This is a genomic window from Nocardiopsis sp. NPDC058789 (genome assembly GCF_042745575.1).
GTDB lineage: Bacteria > Actinomycetota > Actinomycetes > Streptosporangiales > Streptosporangiaceae > Nocardiopsis > Nocardiopsis eucommiae.
The window spans coordinates 1-15,668 of sequence record NZ_JBHYOW010000010.1; the positions used below are offsets into that span (position 1 = coordinate 1).

At 71.3% G+C, this 15,668-nt stretch carries 15 protein-coding genes; 8 read left to right on the top strand and 7 right to left on the bottom strand.

Features of this window, described 5'->3' with window-relative positions; genetic code table 11:
- The first annotated feature begins 200 nt into the window (after positions 1-200).
- Genes ybeY through era form a run of 4 tightly spaced genes read left to right on the top strand, consistent with a single transcriptional unit; the run spans position 201 to position 3,378 of the window.
- Positions 201-698: an rRNA maturation RNase YbeY gene (gene ybeY, locus ACFW3L_RS16160; protein ID WP_378741060.1), complete on the top strand. Its 498-nt coding sequence runs from the start codon at positions 201-203 to the stop codon at positions 696-698.
- Positions 695-2,059, top strand: a complete 1,365-nt coding sequence (locus tag ACFW3L_RS16165) for a hemolysin family protein (protein ID WP_378741062.1) — start codon at positions 695-697, stop codon at positions 2,057-2,059. Before ybeY ends, ACFW3L_RS16165 begins: the two co-directional genes overlap by 4 nt.
- A complete protein-coding gene (locus tag ACFW3L_RS16170; protein WP_378741065.1) occupies positions 2,056-2,400 on the top strand; it encodes a cytidine deaminase in 345 nt (114 codons plus the stop codon). Before ACFW3L_RS16165 ends, ACFW3L_RS16170 begins: the two co-directional genes overlap by 4 nt.
- Positions 2,401-2,409: 9 nt before the next feature.
- Positions 2,410-3,378, top strand: coding sequence for a GTPase Era (gene era / locus ACFW3L_RS16175; RefSeq protein ID WP_378741068.1), 969 nt, complete (start codon positions 2,410-2,412; stop codon positions 3,376-3,378).
- A gap of 67 nt (positions 3,379-3,445) precedes the next feature.
- Here the strand turns inward: era and ACFW3L_RS16180 are convergent, their stop codons facing one another.
- On the bottom strand, positions 3,446-4,180 hold the full coding sequence (locus tag ACFW3L_RS16180; protein ID WP_378741071.1) for an IclR family transcriptional regulator: 735 nt from the start codon (positions 4,178-4,180) through the stop codon (positions 3,446-3,448).
- A 301-nt stretch (positions 4,181-4,481) separates the two neighbouring features.
- Between ACFW3L_RS16180 and ACFW3L_RS16185 the strand changes: the two genes are divergently transcribed.
- Together ACFW3L_RS16185 and allB are read left to right on the top strand one after the other, a co-directional pair.
- Positions 4,482-5,762, top strand: coding sequence for a DUF6986 family protein (locus tag ACFW3L_RS16185; RefSeq protein WP_378741074.1), 1,281 nt, complete (start codon positions 4,482-4,484; stop codon positions 5,760-5,762).
- A gap of 1 nt (position 5,763) precedes the next feature.
- Positions 5,764-7,113 carry an allantoinase AllB gene (gene allB, locus ACFW3L_RS16190; protein ID WP_378741076.1) on the top strand — a complete coding sequence of 450 codons (1,350 nt, stop codon included), beginning with the start codon at positions 5,764-5,766 and terminating at the stop codon, positions 7,111-7,113.
- A 278-nt stretch (positions 7,114-7,391) separates the two neighbouring features.
- Here allB and alc read toward each other — a convergent pair whose 3' ends face one another.
- The 6 genes from alc to uraD form a co-directional block, all read right to left on the bottom strand.
- The gene (gene alc, locus ACFW3L_RS16195) at positions 7,392-8,519 is read right to left on the bottom strand and encodes an allantoicase (protein ID WP_378741078.1); all 1,128 of its coding nucleotides are present in this window, start codon (positions 8,517-8,519) and stop codon (positions 7,392-7,394) included.
- A gap of 75 nt (positions 8,520-8,594) precedes the next feature.
- Positions 8,595-9,533: a LysR family transcriptional regulator gene (locus tag ACFW3L_RS16200; RefSeq protein ID WP_378741080.1), complete on the bottom strand. Its 939-nt coding sequence runs from the start codon at positions 9,531-9,533 to the stop codon at positions 8,595-8,597.
- 77 nt (positions 9,534-9,610) lie between these two features.
- Positions 9,611-11,104: a nucleobase:cation symporter-2 family protein gene (locus tag ACFW3L_RS16205; RefSeq protein WP_378741082.1), complete on the bottom strand. Its 1,494-nt coding sequence runs from the start codon at positions 11,102-11,104 to the stop codon at positions 9,611-9,613.
- A 283-nt stretch (positions 11,105-11,387) separates the two neighbouring features.
- Entirely contained in the window at positions 11,388-12,284 is an 897-nt protein-coding gene (pucL, locus tag ACFW3L_RS16210) for a factor-independent urate hydroxylase (RefSeq protein WP_378741554.1), read from the bottom strand.
- Positions 12,285-12,502: 218 nt separating this feature from the next.
- Entirely contained in the window at positions 12,503-12,847 is a 345-nt protein-coding gene (gene uraH / locus ACFW3L_RS16215) for a hydroxyisourate hydrolase (RefSeq protein ID WP_378741084.1), read from the bottom strand.
- Positions 12,844-13,398 (bottom strand): 2-oxo-4-hydroxy-4-carboxy-5-ureidoimidazoline decarboxylase, encoded by a 555-nt coding sequence (gene uraD / locus ACFW3L_RS16220; RefSeq protein WP_378741086.1) that lies wholly within the window; start codon positions 13,396-13,398, stop codon positions 12,844-12,846. Before uraD ends, uraH begins: the two co-directional genes overlap by 4 nt.
- 420 nt (positions 13,399-13,818) lie before the next feature.
- On the opposite strand from uraD, the gene ACFW3L_RS16225 reads away from it, so the two are divergent.
- Complete coding sequence (locus ACFW3L_RS16225) at positions 13,819-14,616, top strand: hydroxypyruvate isomerase family protein (protein ID WP_378741088.1); 798 nt, start codon at positions 13,819-13,821, stop codon at positions 14,614-14,616.
- A gap of 77 nt (positions 14,617-14,693) precedes the next feature.
- Positions 14,694-15,584: a 2-hydroxy-3-oxopropionate reductase gene (locus ACFW3L_RS16230; RefSeq protein WP_378741090.1), complete on the top strand. Its 891-nt coding sequence runs from the start codon at positions 14,694-14,696 to the stop codon at positions 15,582-15,584.
- Positions 15,585-15,668: the final 84 nt, after the last annotated feature.

Here is a 15,668-nt window from a genome sequence, read left to right on the forward strand (position 1 = left end):
GGGTCCAACCCCCCCCCGGATCGGGCCCGGGTCGTGGAGGCCCCCCACTCCGGGCGATTGTTCTTATTGTTGGTTTGTCTCCCGGGGGGGGGGCCCCGCCTCGTGCGGGCCCACCGCTGTCGGTAGGGTGCCCTTCCCCGGGTACCGGGCGGAGCGACACCGCCGACCCACACCGAATCCAAGTGAGGCAGTCCCAACCGATGAGTATCGACGTCGCCAACGAGTCCGGCGTCAGCACCGTGGACGAGGAGCGACTCTCCCGTCTGGCCCGGCACGTGCTCGACGCCATGCGGGTGCACCCGTTGGCCGAGCTGTCGGTCGTGCTGGTGGACGAAGGACCCATGACCGACCTCCACGTGCGCTGGATGGACGAGCCCGGCCCCACCGACGTGCTCTCCTTCCCCATGGACGAGCTGCGCCCCGGCGGCCCCGGGCGCACCAGCGAGCCGGGTGTGCTCGGTGACGTGATCATCTGCCCGCAGGTGGCCGAGCGCCAGGGCGAGAAGGCCGGTCACGGGACCCAGGCGGAGATCGACCTGCTGTGCACGCACGGCATCCTGCACCTGCTCGGCTACGACCACGCCGAGCCCGAGGAGCACAAGGAGATGTTCGGCCTCCAGGGTGAGATCCTCGCCGCCTGGAACGAGCGCGAGGCCGCCGCCGAGGAGACGACCGAAGGGGACGAGAGCGCCCGATGAGCGCGTCGTTGGCCACGGGCGACCCCCTGGTGTGGGCGTCGGCCTTCGCGGTCGCCCTCCTGCTGACAGCGGTGGCCGGGTTCCTGGTGGCCGCGGAGGTCGCCGTCACCCGCGTGATCTCCATGGGCATGGAGGACTCCCACGGTGAGCGCTCCGCACGGGCGCGCGCCGCGTGGGAGCGGGTGCGCGTGAACCCGACCGCACACCTGAACACGCTGCTCTTCCTGCGGGTGGTGTGCGAGGTCTGCGCGGTCCTCGCCGCCGCCGTGGGCATGGTCTTCCTGCTGGGCGCGGGCTGGCCCGCCCTGGCGCTCACCGCCGTGTCGATGGTCGTGGTGGAGTGCGTCCTGATCGCGGTCACCCCGCGCATCCTCGGCCGCCAGTTCGCCGGGCCGATCGCCCGGACCAGCGCCACGGTCGGGTACCCGCTCCAGGTGGTGCTGGGTCCGCTGGCCCGCCTGCTGGTGGGGGCGGGCCGCGCGCTCACCCCGCGCGACAAGGGTGACCGGGACGGTCCCTTCAGCACCGAGGTGGAGCTGCGACAGCTCGTGGACCTCGCCGAGCAGGGGGAGGTGATCGACCCCGAGGAGCGCCAGATGATCCACTCGGTGTTCAAGCTGGACGACACCTCGGTGCGCGAGGTCATGGTGCCCCGGCCCGACATCGTGTTCACCGGCCGGGACGCCGACGCCGACGCGGTCCTCTCGCTCGCCATGGCCAGCGGGTACTCGCGTATCCCGGTCACGGGTGAGGACGAGGACGACGTGGTGGGCATCGTCTACCTCAAGGACCTCGTGGAGCGGTTGCGTGACCGCTGGGCGGCGGCCGCCGGGGGCGCGGACGACGTGCCCCTGACCGCCGCCGACGTGATGCGTGACGCCACCTTCGTGCCCGACACCAAGCCCATCGACGAGCTCCTGCGGGAGATGCAGAAGCGCCGCAACCACGTGGCGGTGGCGATCGACGAGTACGGCGGCACCGCCGGGCTGGTCACGCTGGAGGACATCGTGGAGGAGATCGTCGGGGAGATCACCGACGAGTACGACCACGAGATCGCCCCGGTGGACTGGCTGGACGACGACCGTGCGCGGGTGACCGCGCGGCTGCCGCTGGGGGAGCTGGCCGAACTGTTCCCCGAGCGGGACCTGGAGGTCTCCGACGTGGAGACCGTGGGCGGCCTGGTGGCGTTCGTGCTGGGTCGCGTCCCGGCCGGTGGCGCCCAGGCAGAATACGCTGGACTCAGGCTCACCCTGGAGGGCAAGAGCAGCCGCCGGAACCGGATGACCACGGTGCTGGTGGAGCGTCTGCCCGACGAGCGGGACCAGGGCCACGACCACGACGTAAGGAGCACGGACCAGTGACGGACACGACGGGACTCGGCCCCGAGGACACCAAGCTGATCACCCTCGCGCGGGCCTCCCGGGCGCGGAACGCCGCGGCCGAGGGCGCCGCGGTGCGCGACGAGACGGGGCGCACGTACGTGGCCACCACGGTCTCGCTGCCCTCGTTGCGCTTGAGCGCGCTCCAGGCCGCCGTGGCCGCGGCCGCCTCCAGTGAGGCCGCCGCGTTGGAGGCCGCCGTGGTCGTCACCGAGGCCAAGGAGCTGACCGAGGCCGACCGCGCGGTGGCGGACGACCTGAAGACCCACCTGGTGGTGATCGCGGCCCCCGACGGGGTGCCCGCGAGCGTCACCCGGCGTTGAGAAGGACAGATGAACGACCTCGACCTTGAGAAGCTCCGCGTGCCGCTGGAGCCGCTCTCCTACCCGGAGGGCTTCCGGAGCGGTTTCGCCTGCTTCGTGGGCCGCCCCAACGTGGGCAAGTCCACCTTGATGAACGCGCTGGTCGGGCAGAAGGTGGCGATCACCAGCAACCGGCCGCAGACCACGCGGCGGACGGTGCGCGGGATCGTGCACCGTCCGGACGCGCAGCTGATCATCGTGGACACGCCCGGTCTGCACAAGCCCCGCACCCTGTTGGGGGAGCGGCTGGACTCGCTGGTGCGGTCCACGTTGGTCGAGGTGGACGTGATCGCGTTCTGTCTGCCCGCCAACGAGCCGATCGGGCGCGGTGACACCTACATCGCCAAGGAGCTCGCGGAGCAGACCAACACCCCGGTGGTGGCGCTCGTGACCAAGACCGACCTGGTGGACCGGGCGGCGGTCGGTGAGCACCTGATGGCCGTGAACGAGCTGGGGGACTGGGCCGACATCGTTCCGGTGTCCGCGCGCGGCGAGTTCCAGCTGGACACGGTCACGGACGTGCTGTGCTCGCACCTGCCGAAGGGGCCGCCGCTGTACCCGGACGGCGACCTCACCGACGAGCCGGACGAGATGCTGGTGGCGGAGCTGGTCCGGGAGGCCGCTCTGGAGGGGGTCCGGGACGAGCTCCCGCACTCGATCGCGGTGGTCGTCGACGAGATGTACGAGCGGGAGAACACCAGGCCCGGCAAGGAGCTGGTGGACATCTACGCGTCGCTGTACGTGGAGCGGCCCAGCCAGAAGGCGATCGTGATCGGCTCCAAGGGTTCGCGTCTGCGGGACGTGGGTTCGCGGGCGCGCAAGCAGATCGAGGGGCTGCTCGGGCAGCGGGTCTTCCTGGACCTGCGGGTGCGGGTCGCCAAGGACTGGCAGCGCGATCCCAAGCAGCTGCGCAAGCTGGGCTTCGACCAGCAGACGTAGGGTCGGAGCGGACGAGGGGGCGTGACCACATGTGGTCACGCCCCCTCGTCGTGTCCGGGCGGCCCGGTCAGCTCTGGTTGTTGAGGTCGGTGGCCAGGACCCGGGCGCACCGCTGCACGATGGGGGCGGCGTGGTCCACGAAGTCCCAGCTCACGCGGGCCTCCGGGCCGGAGACCGAGACGGCCATGCCCGAGGGGGCGTCCTTGACCGGCACGGCGACGCAGCGCACGCCCACCTCCTGTTCGCCGTCGTCGATGGCGTACCCGGTCTCGCGGATGCGCCGGAGCTCGGCGAGGAAGGCCTCGTGGTCGGTGATGGTGCGCTCGGTGGCGGCGGGCATCCCGGTGCGGCGCACGGCGGCCAGGGCCTCCTCGTCGCTGAGCTGTGACAGCAGGGCCTTGCCGACTCCGGCGGAGTGCGGCAGGACGCGGCGGCCGACCTCGGTGAACATGCGCATGGCGTGCGGTGAGGGGACCTGCGCGACGTAGATGACCTTGTCACCGTCGAGCATCGCCAGGTTGGCGGTCTCTCCGAGGTCCTCGACGAGCTGGGCGAGGTGGGGTCGGGCCCAGGTGCCGAGCATACGGGCGGCCTTGTCGCCGAGTCCGATCAGACGGGGGCCCAGGGCGTAGCGGCGGGAGGGGAGCTGGCGCACGTAGCCGTTGCCGACCAGGGTGCGGATGATGCGGTGGATGGTCGGCAGGGGCAGCCCGGAGGAGTCGGCGAGCTGGCTCAGGGAGGCCTCACCGCCCGCCTCCGCCATGATCTCCAACAGGGCGAAGGCGCGGTCGAGGGACTGCACGCCACCTGAGCGCCGGGCCGTCTCCTCTGGAGGGCGTGGCTGGTCCGTTCGGGGGATCTGTGAGGCTGACAAGGGTCGTGCTCCCATGCTGAGGGCCGCTGCGGTCACGCCCATCATTCTGCAATACGAAAGGTGGGTTTCGCTCTCTGTTGCGCATGGAAGCTTCGCGCCCCGGGGCGCGAGGGCACCAGAACCCTTGTTCTTCCGGATGGCAGAAGTTATTATCCGCATGTAGAAATTAGTGACCGGACTCTCATCGACCCCCGAGAGTCGGCACCGACGACAGAGGAGGACACGACACGTGGCGAGTGACAGCCTTGCTGGCCTGACCGATCTGGTCACCGAACTCGACACCCGGCTGGCCGAGGCCGACGCCCGACTGGACCGTGAGTACCCCGGGACCAGCGGCGGCCGCCAGCCCGTTCACAGCGTCTACGTTCCCGCCGACCGTATCCGGCCCGGCCTCGCCGCCGCCTGGGGCGAGGAGGCGATCAACTCCCTCGACGAGTACGCGCCCAAGGCGGCCGACCTGGCCGAGATCACGGGCCTGAGCGAGGCCGCCGTGGCCGACGCGATCCCGCTGGTGCGCGCCAAGCTCGCCCGCGAGCCCATCGAGGACCTGCGCGCCGACTTCGAGGACGGCTACGGGGCGCCCGGCGACGAGGCCGAGGACGCCCACGTGCTCGCCACCGCGAACGCGTTCGTCTCGGACCTCGGCCAGGGGACGGCCACCCCCTACTTCGGTATCCGGATGAAGGGCATGGAGGCGGCCGGACGCCACCGGGGCGTGCGCACGCTCACGCTCTTCCTCCAGACCCTGCTGGAGGGGCACGGCTCCCTCCCGGACAACCTCGTCCTCACGCTGCCCAAGATCACCTCGGTCGAGCAGGTCGAGGCCATGGTGTGGGTCAGCGAGCGGTTGGAGGAGCGCTTCGGCCTGCCCGCCGGACGCCTGCGGTTCGAGCTCCAGATCGAGACCCCCCAGTCCATCCTGCTCACCGACGGCACCGTCGCGGTCTCCCGCATGATCCAGGCGGGCCAGGGCCGCGTGACCGCCCTGCACTACGGCACCTACGACTACAGCGCGGCCTGCGGGATCACCGCCGCCCACCAGAGCCTGGCCCACCCGGCCGCCGACTACGCGAAGTCGGTCATGCAGGTGGCCGCCGCCGGAACCGGGGTGTGGCTCTCCGACGGCGGCAGCAACATCCTGCCCACGGGCACCCCCGAGGACGTGCGCTCCGCGTGGAGCCTGCACGCCGGACTGGTCCGCCGCTCCCTGGAGCGCGGCTTCTACCAGGGCTGGGACCTGCACCCGAACCAGCTGCCCATCCGGTACCTGGCCACCTACGCCTTCTACCGTGAGGCCTTCGCGCCCGCCGCGGCCCGCCTCAAGGCCTACCTCGGCCAGACCGGGGGCAACGTCATGGACGAACCCGCCACCGCCCAGGCGCTGGCCTCCGTGCTGGCCAGCGGCCTGCGCTGCGGTGCCCTGGAGGAGTCCGAGGTGGTCACCGCCGCCGGTGCCGACGCCGGTACCATCGTCGCCCTGGCCACCCGCCGTGTCGGACAGGAGCAGTGAGTTGACCGAGCACGCACTCGTCGTACGCGCCCACCGCGCCCTCACCCCCGAGGGTGAGCGCGCCGTCAGCGTGGTCGTCGACGACGGAAGGATCACCGAGGTCCTCTCCGGTGACGACACCCCCGTCGACGCCGCCCGAGAGATCCGCCTGGCCGAGGACGAGATCCTCCTGCCCGGCCTCGTGGACAGCCATGTGCACGTCAACGAGCCCGGCCGCACCGAGTGGGAGGGCTTCGCCAGCGCCACCCGCGCCGCCGCCCTGGGCGGGGTCACCACCCTGGTGGACATGCCGCTCAACAGCGTGCCGCCCACCACCACGCTCGACGGCCTCAAGGCCAAGCGCGCGGTGGCCGAGGGCAAGCTCGCGGTGGACGTGGGCTTCTGGGGCGGGGCCGTCCCGGAGAACTCCGGGGCCGACACCACCGGCACCCTGTCCGACCTCTGGTCCGAGGGAGTGTTCGGGTTCAAGGCGTTCCTGTCGCCCTCGGGAGTGGACGAGTTCGGACACCTCTCCCCGGAGCAGCTGAACACCGCCGCCACGGCCATCAAGGCGTTCGGCGGCAGGTTGATCGTGCACGCGGAGGACCCCCGGGTGCTGGACTCGGCACCGGCCGCGTCCGGGCGCGAATACGCGGACTTCCTGGCCTCCCGCCCCGACGAGGCCGAGAACGCCGCGATCGCCCTGGTGATCGACACGGCCCGACGCACCGGGGTGCGCGCGCACATCCTGCACCTGTCCAGCGCCTCGGCCCTGCCGCTGATCGCGCAGGCCAAGGAGGAGGGCGTCTCCCTCACCGTGGAGAGCTGTCCGCACTACCTCACGCTGGCCGCCGAGGAGATCCCGGCTGGCGGGACCAGCTACAAGTGCTGCCCGCCGATCCGTGACGGCGCCAACCGCGACCTCCTCTGGCGCGCGCTCCAGGACGGGCTGATCGACTGCGTGGTCAGCGACCACTCCCCGAGCACCCCGGACCTGAAGGACCTGGACACCGGTGACTTCGGGACCGCCTGGGGCGGGGTCGCCGGGCTCCAGGTGGGGTTGTCCGCCATGTGGACCGAGGCCCGCGGCCGTGGCGTTCCGCTCGCGGAGGTCGTCCGGTGGATGTCCGCCCGGCCCGCCCGCGTGGCCGGGGTGTCCGGCAAGGGGTCGATCGCCCAAGGCATGGACGCGGACCTGGCGGTCTTCGCTCCTGACGAGCCCTTCCACGTGGAGGCGAGCTCGCTGGCCCACCGCAACCCGGTGAGCGCCTATGACGGAGCCGACCTTCACGGTCGTGTCCGCCGCACGATCCTGCGCGGCACCGAGGTCACCTCGGACAGTGTGTCCGGTCGGATGATCACCCGGGACTGATCCGGTCCCCGTCACGGGCGCCCCGCCACCCCCGGGGCGCCCGTTCGCGTACGTGCGCCCCGGCCACGCGCCGCAGTGACCCGCATGGCGCCGTTCCCCTCCACCACGGGGTGGACCAGGTCCCCGCTGTGCTGGCGGTGCGGGGGGTCCGGACGAACCCTTTGGTGCTGGGGGATCCGCGCGCCCGCGTCGCTCTGGTCCCCTGCTGGCGGGGGCTGAGCCTCGGGCACGTGGAAGGGCGGGCACGCTGACGCGTGCCCGCCCTGGTCTCTGCGCGGTCAGCCCCGGGTGGCTTCCCAGCGGTCGCGGAGGTCGGCGGTGCCGGTCTCGGTGAGGGAGCCGTACACGTTCAGGCGGGCCATGCCGCCGTCGGGGAACACGTCGGTGCGCACGTGGGTGGCGGTGACCGGCGAGTCCAGGACGAAGCGGTGGGCGCTGTCGGGCTGGAGCCGCGTGCGGCCGACGATCTCGAACCACGCGTCCGGGGTGTCCGAGTGCGTGTCGCGGCCCAGGATGGTCACCCATCCGGCCGAGTTGCCCTTGAGGTAGGCGGTGTCCAGCTCGATGGCGCGGACGGAGGCCTGGGCGGTGAGGCGGAAGCGCACCCAGTCGTTGCCGGTGTCGCGGCGGCGGCGGTTCTCCCAGCCGTCGTCCATCTTGTGCGAGCGACCCGGCAGGATGATGTTCTCCGGCGAGGAGTAGAAGCGGTCCGAGGCGTCCTCGACCGTGCCGCCGTTGACCAGCGCGGCCAGGTCGAAGCCGCCGAGGGCGGACAGCCAGGCCGGGTCCGCGACGGGCTCGCCGTACACGCGCAGGCGGGCGACGCCGCCGTCGGGGAACTGCTTGAGGCGCAGGTGCGTCCAGCGGCGCTCGACGTCGATCTCGTAGCCGTTCTCGGCGTGGCCGTAGACCGGCGTGCGGGCGACGAGCTCGGTCCAGTCGGCGGCCAGGAGCTCCTCGGTGGTGGGGGTCCCGTCGACGCGCGTCACCTCGACGCTGATCTCCGTGGGGTGGTTGCCCCGGAAGTGCGCCGTGTCCACGACGACGCCGCGGATGACGCCGGGCAGCGCGAGGCGGACCAGCGCCCAGTCGTGGTCGTCGGCGGTGGGGTGCGGCTGCTCGGCGCTCACACCACGGCGACGGCGGGTCTCCCACCCGTCCATGACCTTGCCCTTGTGCCCGAAGTGGTGCGGGTCGAACAGCGCGGGCTCCGTCCGCAGCATGTTCTCGCGGTGGGCGAAGAACTCGTCGTTGGCGGCGACGACACCGGCGCCCAGACGTCGGTCGGCGAGGTCCACCAGCCCGGCGAAGTCCAGTTCGGTCTTCCTGAAGTCGGCGTAGGGGTCGCCACCGGGGTACGGCTGGGCGTTGTAGGCGCGGGGGTCGAAGGACGGGTCCTGGCTCACGTTGCTCCTGTCGGTCGGGGTCTTCCTTCAGACTCGCAGGAGGGACCGGTTAATTCCAGCGAAAGTTTTTGATCATTATGTTCGCCTTGCCTGAACGGTTGTCAGCCGTGCGGCGGCGTCGGCCAGAGCCCTGAGGGCGAGGGCGATCTGCGGCCGTTCACCGGAGCCGGACCGCACGGCGGTGACCACGTGGCGGCGGGGCTGGTCGGCGTGCGGCACCCGCAGGGTGACCCCGGGCGCGTCGCGGGCGGCGGCCAGGCGGGGGATCAGCGCGATCCCCATCCCGGCGGCGACCATGTCGAGGATGGCCCGCCAGTCCGAGGCCACGTGTGCCTGCTCGGGCACGAACCCCGCCTGGGCGCAGGCGGCGAGGGTGATGTCCCGCCACGGTCCGGAGGCGCCGTAGATCCAGGGTTCCTCGGCGAGGTCCCGCATCCGCAGCGCCGTCGTGGTGGCCAGACGGTGCTGGGCGGGCAGGGCCACGTCGAGGGGGTCGGTGAGCAGTTCGGTGCGGTCGTAGCGGCCGTCGTTACTGGTGGGGGCCTGCGCTGCCAGGGAGAGGCCGATGTCGATCTCCCCGGCGGAGAGGAGGTCGTACACCTCCGCGGCCTCGGCCTGGTGCACCCGGGTGCGCAGCCCGGGGTGGTCGGCGCGCAGCGCGTTGAGGGCGGGGACCACCAGCCCGGGGATCGCGGTGGCGAAGGTGCCCACGCGTACCCGTCCGGCCTCACCCCGGACGAACCCGTCCAGCTCGGCCTCGGCCCTCTCCAGCTGGGCGAGCACCACGTCGGTGTGCCGCAGCAGCACGTGCGCGGCGTCGGTGAGGCGGACTCGGCGTCCGTGCGCCTCCAGCAGCGCCACCCCGACCTGCTGGGAGAGGGACGAGAGCTGCTGGGAGACGGCCGAGGGGGTCATGGACAGGGCCTCGGCGGTCGCCCGGACGGTGCCGAGCTCTTCGAGGGTGCGGAGTACGCGCAGCTTGCGCAGGTCCCAGTCGGTCACCCTCACAGGCATACCATTCACCGTCACTTAACAGAAGCGGGGCGGGCGCGTGGTCACGGCGCTCCGCCCCGGGGAGAGGGGGACCCGGGTCAGGTGCGGTCGGCGTCGGTGCTGCGGTAGGTGGCGCCCGCCTGGTCCGTGTACTTGGCCTCACCGGGCCCCGCGCTGCCGATGTCGGCCCGGTCGATGTCGGCGGGGTCGGCGGAGGGGCCGCGACCGATCACGTTGAAGCAGATGTTCAGCAGGATCGACACGATGGCCGCGCCGATGATGCCCGAGTGGGCGATCAGCTCGACGGACTCCGGCAGGAAGGCGTAGAAGGTCGGGTAGGCGAGCGGGATGATGGCCACGCCGACGGAGGCCGCGACCAGGATGAGGTTGAGGTTGTTGGTGAAGTCCACCTTGGCGAGGGTCTTGATGCCGCTGGCCGCGACGCTGCCGAACAGCACCAGGCCCGCGCCGCCCAGGACCGGGGTGGGGATGGCGGCCATGACCCCGCCGAGCACCGGGAACATGCCCAGGACCAGCAGGATGCCCGCGCCGGTGGCCACCACGTAGCGGCTGCGGATACCGGTGAGGGCGAGCAGTCCGATGTTCTGCGCGAACGAGCTGGTGGGGGTGGCGCTGAAGATCGGACCGATGATCGAGCCGCTCACGTCGGCGCGCAGACCGGCCGAGATGCGCTTGGCGTCCACCTTGGACCCGGTGATCTCACCGACCGCGATGATGTGCGAGGCGCCCTCGGTCAGGACCACGAGCATGATGATGCACATGGTGATGATCGCGGCGACCTCGAACTGCGGAGCACCGAAGTAGAACACCGAGGTGGGGTTGAAGACGAGGTCGGCCTCGCCCACCCGGCTGAAGTCGGCCATGCCGAGCGGGACCGCCACGAGCGTGCCCACGACCAGGCCGAGCAGGATGGACAGGCGTCCCCAGATCCCCGGGAACAGGCGGGAACCGACGAGGATGACGGTCAGGGTCAGCCCGGCCAGGGCGAGGTTGGCCACGGGGGCGGCCGGGACCTCGGCGCCGTCCTCCATGACGCGCACCGAGCCGTCCATGATCCAGCGCGCGGCCACCGGCATCAGGCTGACGCCGATCACCGTGATGATCGTGCCGGTGACGATCGGGGGGAAGAAGCGGATGAGCTGCCCGAAGAAGGGGGTCAGGAACAGCGCGAACACACCGGCGGCCATGGACGCGCCGAAGGCGATGGGGAGGTTCTCCCCGTCCTGGCCGGCCGCGAGCGCGGTGATCGCGCTGACGGGCACGAAGGAACAGGCCACCACGATCGGCATCTGCGCGCCGATCCGCTTGTGTCCGACGGTCTGCATGAGGGTGGCGATACCCGCCACCAGGAGCGCGCCGCTGACGAGGATTCCCATGGCGGCGGGGTCGTTCGCGAGCCCAGCGGCGGCGCCGATGACGAGGGCCGGTGCCACCGCACCGGCGTACATGGTGAGGATGTGCTGGAGCCCGTAGACGAGCATGAGCCGCACGGGCAGCTTCTCGTCCTCGGGGCGGGAGGGGGTAGTGGCGGTTGTTGTGGCCGAGTCCTTCGCGGACGGACTGTTCGACATGGCCAGTTTCCAGCCTTTGCGATCGGCGGTCACCGGGAGAGGGGGGTGACCGGGTTCTCCGGGGCGGGTGCCCGGTGGTGTCGCGCCGGCCCCGCACGCCCTGTTTCCGGGCATGCCGAAGGCCGGTGTGGCCCGTTGGTCGGGCAGGCGAGGGTGACCTCGGATGGGGAGGGTCCGGGGCCCGGCCGCACGCGCGGGCCCCGGCGTTCAGAGAGCTCCGAAGAGCACCGGGTCCGACTCGGGGGAGCGCGCGGCACGCCCCGGGGTCGTCACCGGGAGGGGGTTAGATGAAGCCCGGGACGGCCTTCCAGGCGTCACCGGGTGCGGGGGCGTCGTCGCGCTCGACCGTGGCCTCGATCTTGCCGTAGGGCCGGTCGGCGGCGAAGAAGACCTCGTTGGGGTTGTCCAGGCCGAACGCGGAGAGGTCCACCAGAAAGTGGTGGTTGTTCGGCATGGAGAAGCGGATCTCCGCGATCTCGGGGTGGGCCTCCAGGACGGCCGTGCCCATCGCGTACAGCGTCTGCTGGAGGGCGAGGCTGTGGGTCTCGGCGAAGAGCTCCAGGCAGAGGGCCCGGACCGACGCGTAGGCCTTGTCGAAGTCGTGGTCGGTGCCGACGTAGCGCCAGCGGGCCGTCACGTCGGTGGCCAGGATGCGGTCGTCGGTCTCGGCCAGGGTCGTGTACCGGGTCCGGGGGTACCCGTGGAACTCCGAGCCGGTCGACTTGAGGACGGTCAGGCCCTCGAAACCGGAGACCACCCACTCCTTGTCGCCGTCCTTGTTGACGACGGTGGTGCGGGTCTCGGCGCCTCTGCGGGAGAACGCGTGGTCGTGCGGGCCCTTCGAGGTGGCGATCCGGTCCCAGGAGTACTCCTCGATCTCCTGGCGGGCGCCGTACACGTACTCGTGCTCGTCCACGAAGTGGCGGGCCAGACGGAGGGCGAAGTCCTCGATCGCGCCGACACCGCCCCACTCGCGGGCCTTGGCATAGACGGTGTTCTTCTGCGTGTCCGTCGGAAGACACTTGGAGTTGTCGCCCACGGTGTGGACTTCCTCCAGGTCCCCGCGGAGCTGGGAGGTGACGTTGACGTCCTTGATCTGGTGGACGTCCGTGTCGCGCTGGACGTGGACGAGGCGGACCTCCGCCTTGCCGTACTGGTTGTCTCCGAGCCTGATGCCCATCAGGGTGAACTCCATCCGTGTGGATTCGGTTTCATCGCTTGCGCCGCGCGTCGTCGTCGCGTCGGTGCGCCGTGCGTATGAGGGAGGACCGCTGTGGTCATGCGGAAGGACCTGTCACGCACTCGAAGAGGTTGGGGGTGCTACGTGGTGGGTGCCGCCAGGCGGGGCTCCTTCGTTCGTGGGAGGGGAACCGGGTTCTCGCGGGCGCGGGGCCCGGTCTACGAGCCCCGGTAGGTCGAGTAGGCGAACGGGCTCAGGAGCAGGGGCACGTGGTAGTGCTGGTCCTCCTCCGCGAGGTCGAACACGATGCTGACCTCGGGGTAGAAGCCCTTCTGGCCGGTCGCGGCGAAGTAGGCCCCGGTGTCGAAGACGACCCGGTAGTACCCGGCGGAGAGTTGGTCGGGCCCCAGGTCGGGCACGCGGCCGTCACTGTTGGTGCGGCCCTCCGCGACGGTGGTCCAGGAGGTACGGCCGGGGTCGGAGGCGGCCTCCAGGCGTACCGGGACGTCGCGGGCGGGAGCTCCCAGCGCGGCGTCCAGGATGTGGGTGGTCACGTGGCTCATGCTGCCTCCAGGAGTTTGACCAGGCGGAGTGCGGAGATCTGACGGAGCTCCTCACCGACCACGGTCAGCTCGGTCTCGGGGTCGTTGTCGAGCCGGGCGACCAGGTCCGCGAGGAGTTCGCGTCCGCTGCGGCCGCTGGCGCAGACGAGGTAGATCTGCCCGAATCTCCCCTCGTACTCGCCCTGGGCGAACGTGAAGATCCGCTGGACCCTGGTGGAGGCGTCGTCGGTGTCGGCCGCGAACGCCGCCTGTTCCCCGCGTGACCAGGCCGACTCGGTGTCCTGTCCCTGGGCCTTCTCCCCGATGCGGGGGTGTCGGGCCAGCGCGGTGGCCACCTCCTCGGTGGTGATGCCCCGCGCGTGGGTGTCGGCCACCGAGAGCAGGCTCCGACGGTCCGCGTAGGGCGCCTCGGACGCCACTGCCTCGACCCAGCGGTCCACGTTCAGGCACTGGGCGAGTTCGGTGCGCAGGTCCTGCGGAGGCAGGGCGTTCAGACGCGCCAGACCCGGCTCGGGGGTCGCCCCCGACGAGGTCGGGGTGGTCTCGGGCATGTGTTCTCCCGTGGCTCGGCCGGCACTCGTCCGTCACGCGGTGTGCGGTGCTGGATCGTCGTACCGGCCTGGGCTTTCGTAGTGCAGATACCTGATTCCGTATTACGGATTGCAGGGACTCTAGTTGATGGCAGTGTGACCTTGTCAACACTCGCAAGGGGAGAAATCGGAAAAACAGTTGAAACTGTGGCCTGGGGCGAAGAAAAGAGGAAGTTCCTGCTCCCTCATGAGGCTCCCGGGATGGGTGGGGTCGTGACCTCGGCGTTCGGCGGGGATGGCGGCGGGGGTGCGCGCGGGGGCGGCGGGGAGGTTGGCCCGGCGGGGTGGTTGACAAGTGGCGGTGGTCCGGCCCACACTCAGATCATTCCTTAAAGTGAAAACTACTTTCCGCAATACGGAAGTGGATCTCGGAGGCAACGCATGAGCCACACGCTCGGGTACACGGTGAACTGCTCCCTGCTGTTCACCGAGCTCCCCGTCAACGAGCGCCCCCGGGCCGCACGCGACGCGGGCTTCCACGCCGTCGAGTTCTGGTGGCCCTTCGAGAGCGCCACCCCGGCGCAGGCGGAGATCGACGCCTTCGTCGCCGCCCTCGACGACGCGGACGTGCGTCTGAGCGGCCTCAACTTCTTCGCCGGCCAGCTCCCCGGCCCCGACCGCGGCGTCCTCTCCCACCCCTCCCGCGCCGACGAGTTCCTCGCCAACGCCGAGGTGGTCGCGCAGATCGCGGAGCGCACCGGCACCACCGGCTTCAACGCCCTCTACGGCCTGCGCCAGGACGGCGTGGACCCCGCCGAGCAGGACCGCCTCGCCGTGCGCAACGCGGTGGCCGCCGCCGACGCCGTGGCCAAGGTCGGCGGCACCGTCCTCGTCGAGCCCATCAGCGGCTCCGAGGACTACCCGCTCAAGACCGCCGCCGAGGGCCTCGCCTTCGTCGCGAAGGTCAGGGAGGCCGGGGCCGAGAACGTCGCCCTCCTCGCCGACTTCTTCCACCTGGCCGTCAACGGCGAGGACGTGGCCGCCGTCGTCCGCGACCACGCCGCCGAGTTCGGGCACATCCAGATCGCCGACGCCCCCGGACGCGGCGAGCCCGGCACCGGCGCCCTGCCCCTCGACGAACTCCTCACCGCCGCCCAGGCGGGCGGCTACCGGGGCCTGGTCGGCCTGGAGTACAAGCCGACCGTGCCCAGCGCCGAGAGCTTCGGCTGGCGCGACTGACCCACCGGTCCCAGCGGTTACCCTCACCGCACCAGCCACAGCACGACCAGCCACACCACAGCCTGAAAGGGGCCGTCATGGCCGCCAAGAAGATCGCCTTCATCGGCCTGGGCATCATGGGCCTGCCCATGGCCGTCAACCTCGTCCGCGCGGGCCACACCGTCACCGGCGTCAACCGCAGCAGCGCCCGGGTGGACGCCCTGGTCGCTGAGGGCGGCCTGCGCGGCGGGAGCGTCGCCGAGGCCGTCTCCGACGCCGACGTGGTCATCACGATGGTCCCGGACTCCCCGGACGTCGACCAGGTCCTGCGCGGTGAGGGCGGCGTCTACGACCACGCCAAACCCGGCACCCTCGTCATCGACATGAGCACCATCCGCCCCGACGTCGCCCGCGAGCTGGCGGCGGCCGGTGCCGAACGCGGCCTGCGCGTCCTGGACGCCCCGGTCAGCGGCGGCGAGGCCGGTGCGATCGAGGCCAAGCTGTCCATCATGGTCGGCGGCGCGGCCGAGGACTTCGAGGCGGCGCGCCCCGTCTTCGACGTCCTGGGCACCACCCCGGTCCTGGTCGGCCCCAGCGGCTCCGGACAGACCGTCAAGGCCGCCAACCAGCTCATCGTCGCGGGCAACATCCAGCTCCTCGCCGAGGCCCTGGTCTTCCTGGAGGCCCACGGCGTGGACACCGAGTCCGGCCTGGAGGTCCTGGGCGGCGGGCTCGCGGGCAGCACCGTGCTCCAGCGCAAGGGCCGGGGCATGCGCGAGCGCGACTTCGCCCCCGGCTTCCGGATCGCCCTGCACGACAAGGACATGCGCATCATCACCGACTCCGCGAGCGCCGCCGGTGTGGCGATCCCGCTGGGGTCCCAGGTGGCGCAGTACGTGGCCGCGCTCAAGAACCAGGGCCACGGCGGTCTCGACCACTCGGCCCTGCTCAAGATCGTCGAGCAGCTCTCCGGCCGCGACGGCGAGTAGGACCCCCGGCCGCCCCGGCGGTCCCGGAACCACCAGCGTCACCTCCGGCCACACAGCTCCGTATGACCGGGGCGGTGCGCCGCC

What these genes read in the sequence shown, in the direction of transcription:
- ybeY (WP_378741060.1), top strand. Translation starts at nt 201, where the DNA reads ATGAGTATCGACGTCGCCAACGAGTCCGGCGTCAGCACCGTGGACGAG.
- ACFW3L_RS16165 (WP_378741062.1), top strand. Translation starts at nt 695, where the DNA reads ATGAGCGCGTCGTTGGCCACGGGCGACCCCCTGGTGTGGGCGTCGGCC.
- era (WP_378741068.1), top strand. Translation starts at nt 2,410, where the DNA reads ATGAACGACCTCGACCTTGAGAAGCTCCGCGTGCCGCTGGAGCCGCTC.
- ACFW3L_RS16200 (WP_378741080.1), bottom strand. Translation starts at nt 9,533, where the DNA reads ATGCCTGTGAGGGTGACCGACTGGGACCTGCGCAAGCTGCGCGTACTC.
- ACFW3L_RS16205 (WP_378741082.1), bottom strand. Translation starts at nt 11,104, where the DNA reads ATGTCGAACAGTCCGTCCGCGAAGGACTCGGCCACAACAACCGCCACT.
- pucL (WP_378741554.1), bottom strand. Translation starts at nt 12,284, where the DNA reads ATGGGCATCAGGCTCGGAGACAACCAGTACGGCAAGGCGGAGGTCCGC.
- uraH (WP_378741084.1), bottom strand. Translation starts at nt 12,847, where the DNA reads ATGAGCCACGTGACCACCCACATCCTGGACGCCGCGCTGGGAGCTCCC.
- uraD (WP_378741086.1), bottom strand. Translation starts at nt 13,398, where the DNA reads ATGCCCGAGACCACCCCGACCTCGTCGGGGGCGACCCCCGAGCCGGGT.
- ACFW3L_RS16225 (WP_378741088.1), top strand. Translation starts at nt 13,819, where the DNA reads ATGAGCCACACGCTCGGGTACACGGTGAACTGCTCCCTGCTGTTCACC.
- ACFW3L_RS16230 (WP_378741090.1), top strand. Translation starts at nt 14,694, where the DNA reads ATGGCCGCCAAGAAGATCGCCTTCATCGGCCTGGGCATCATGGGCCTG.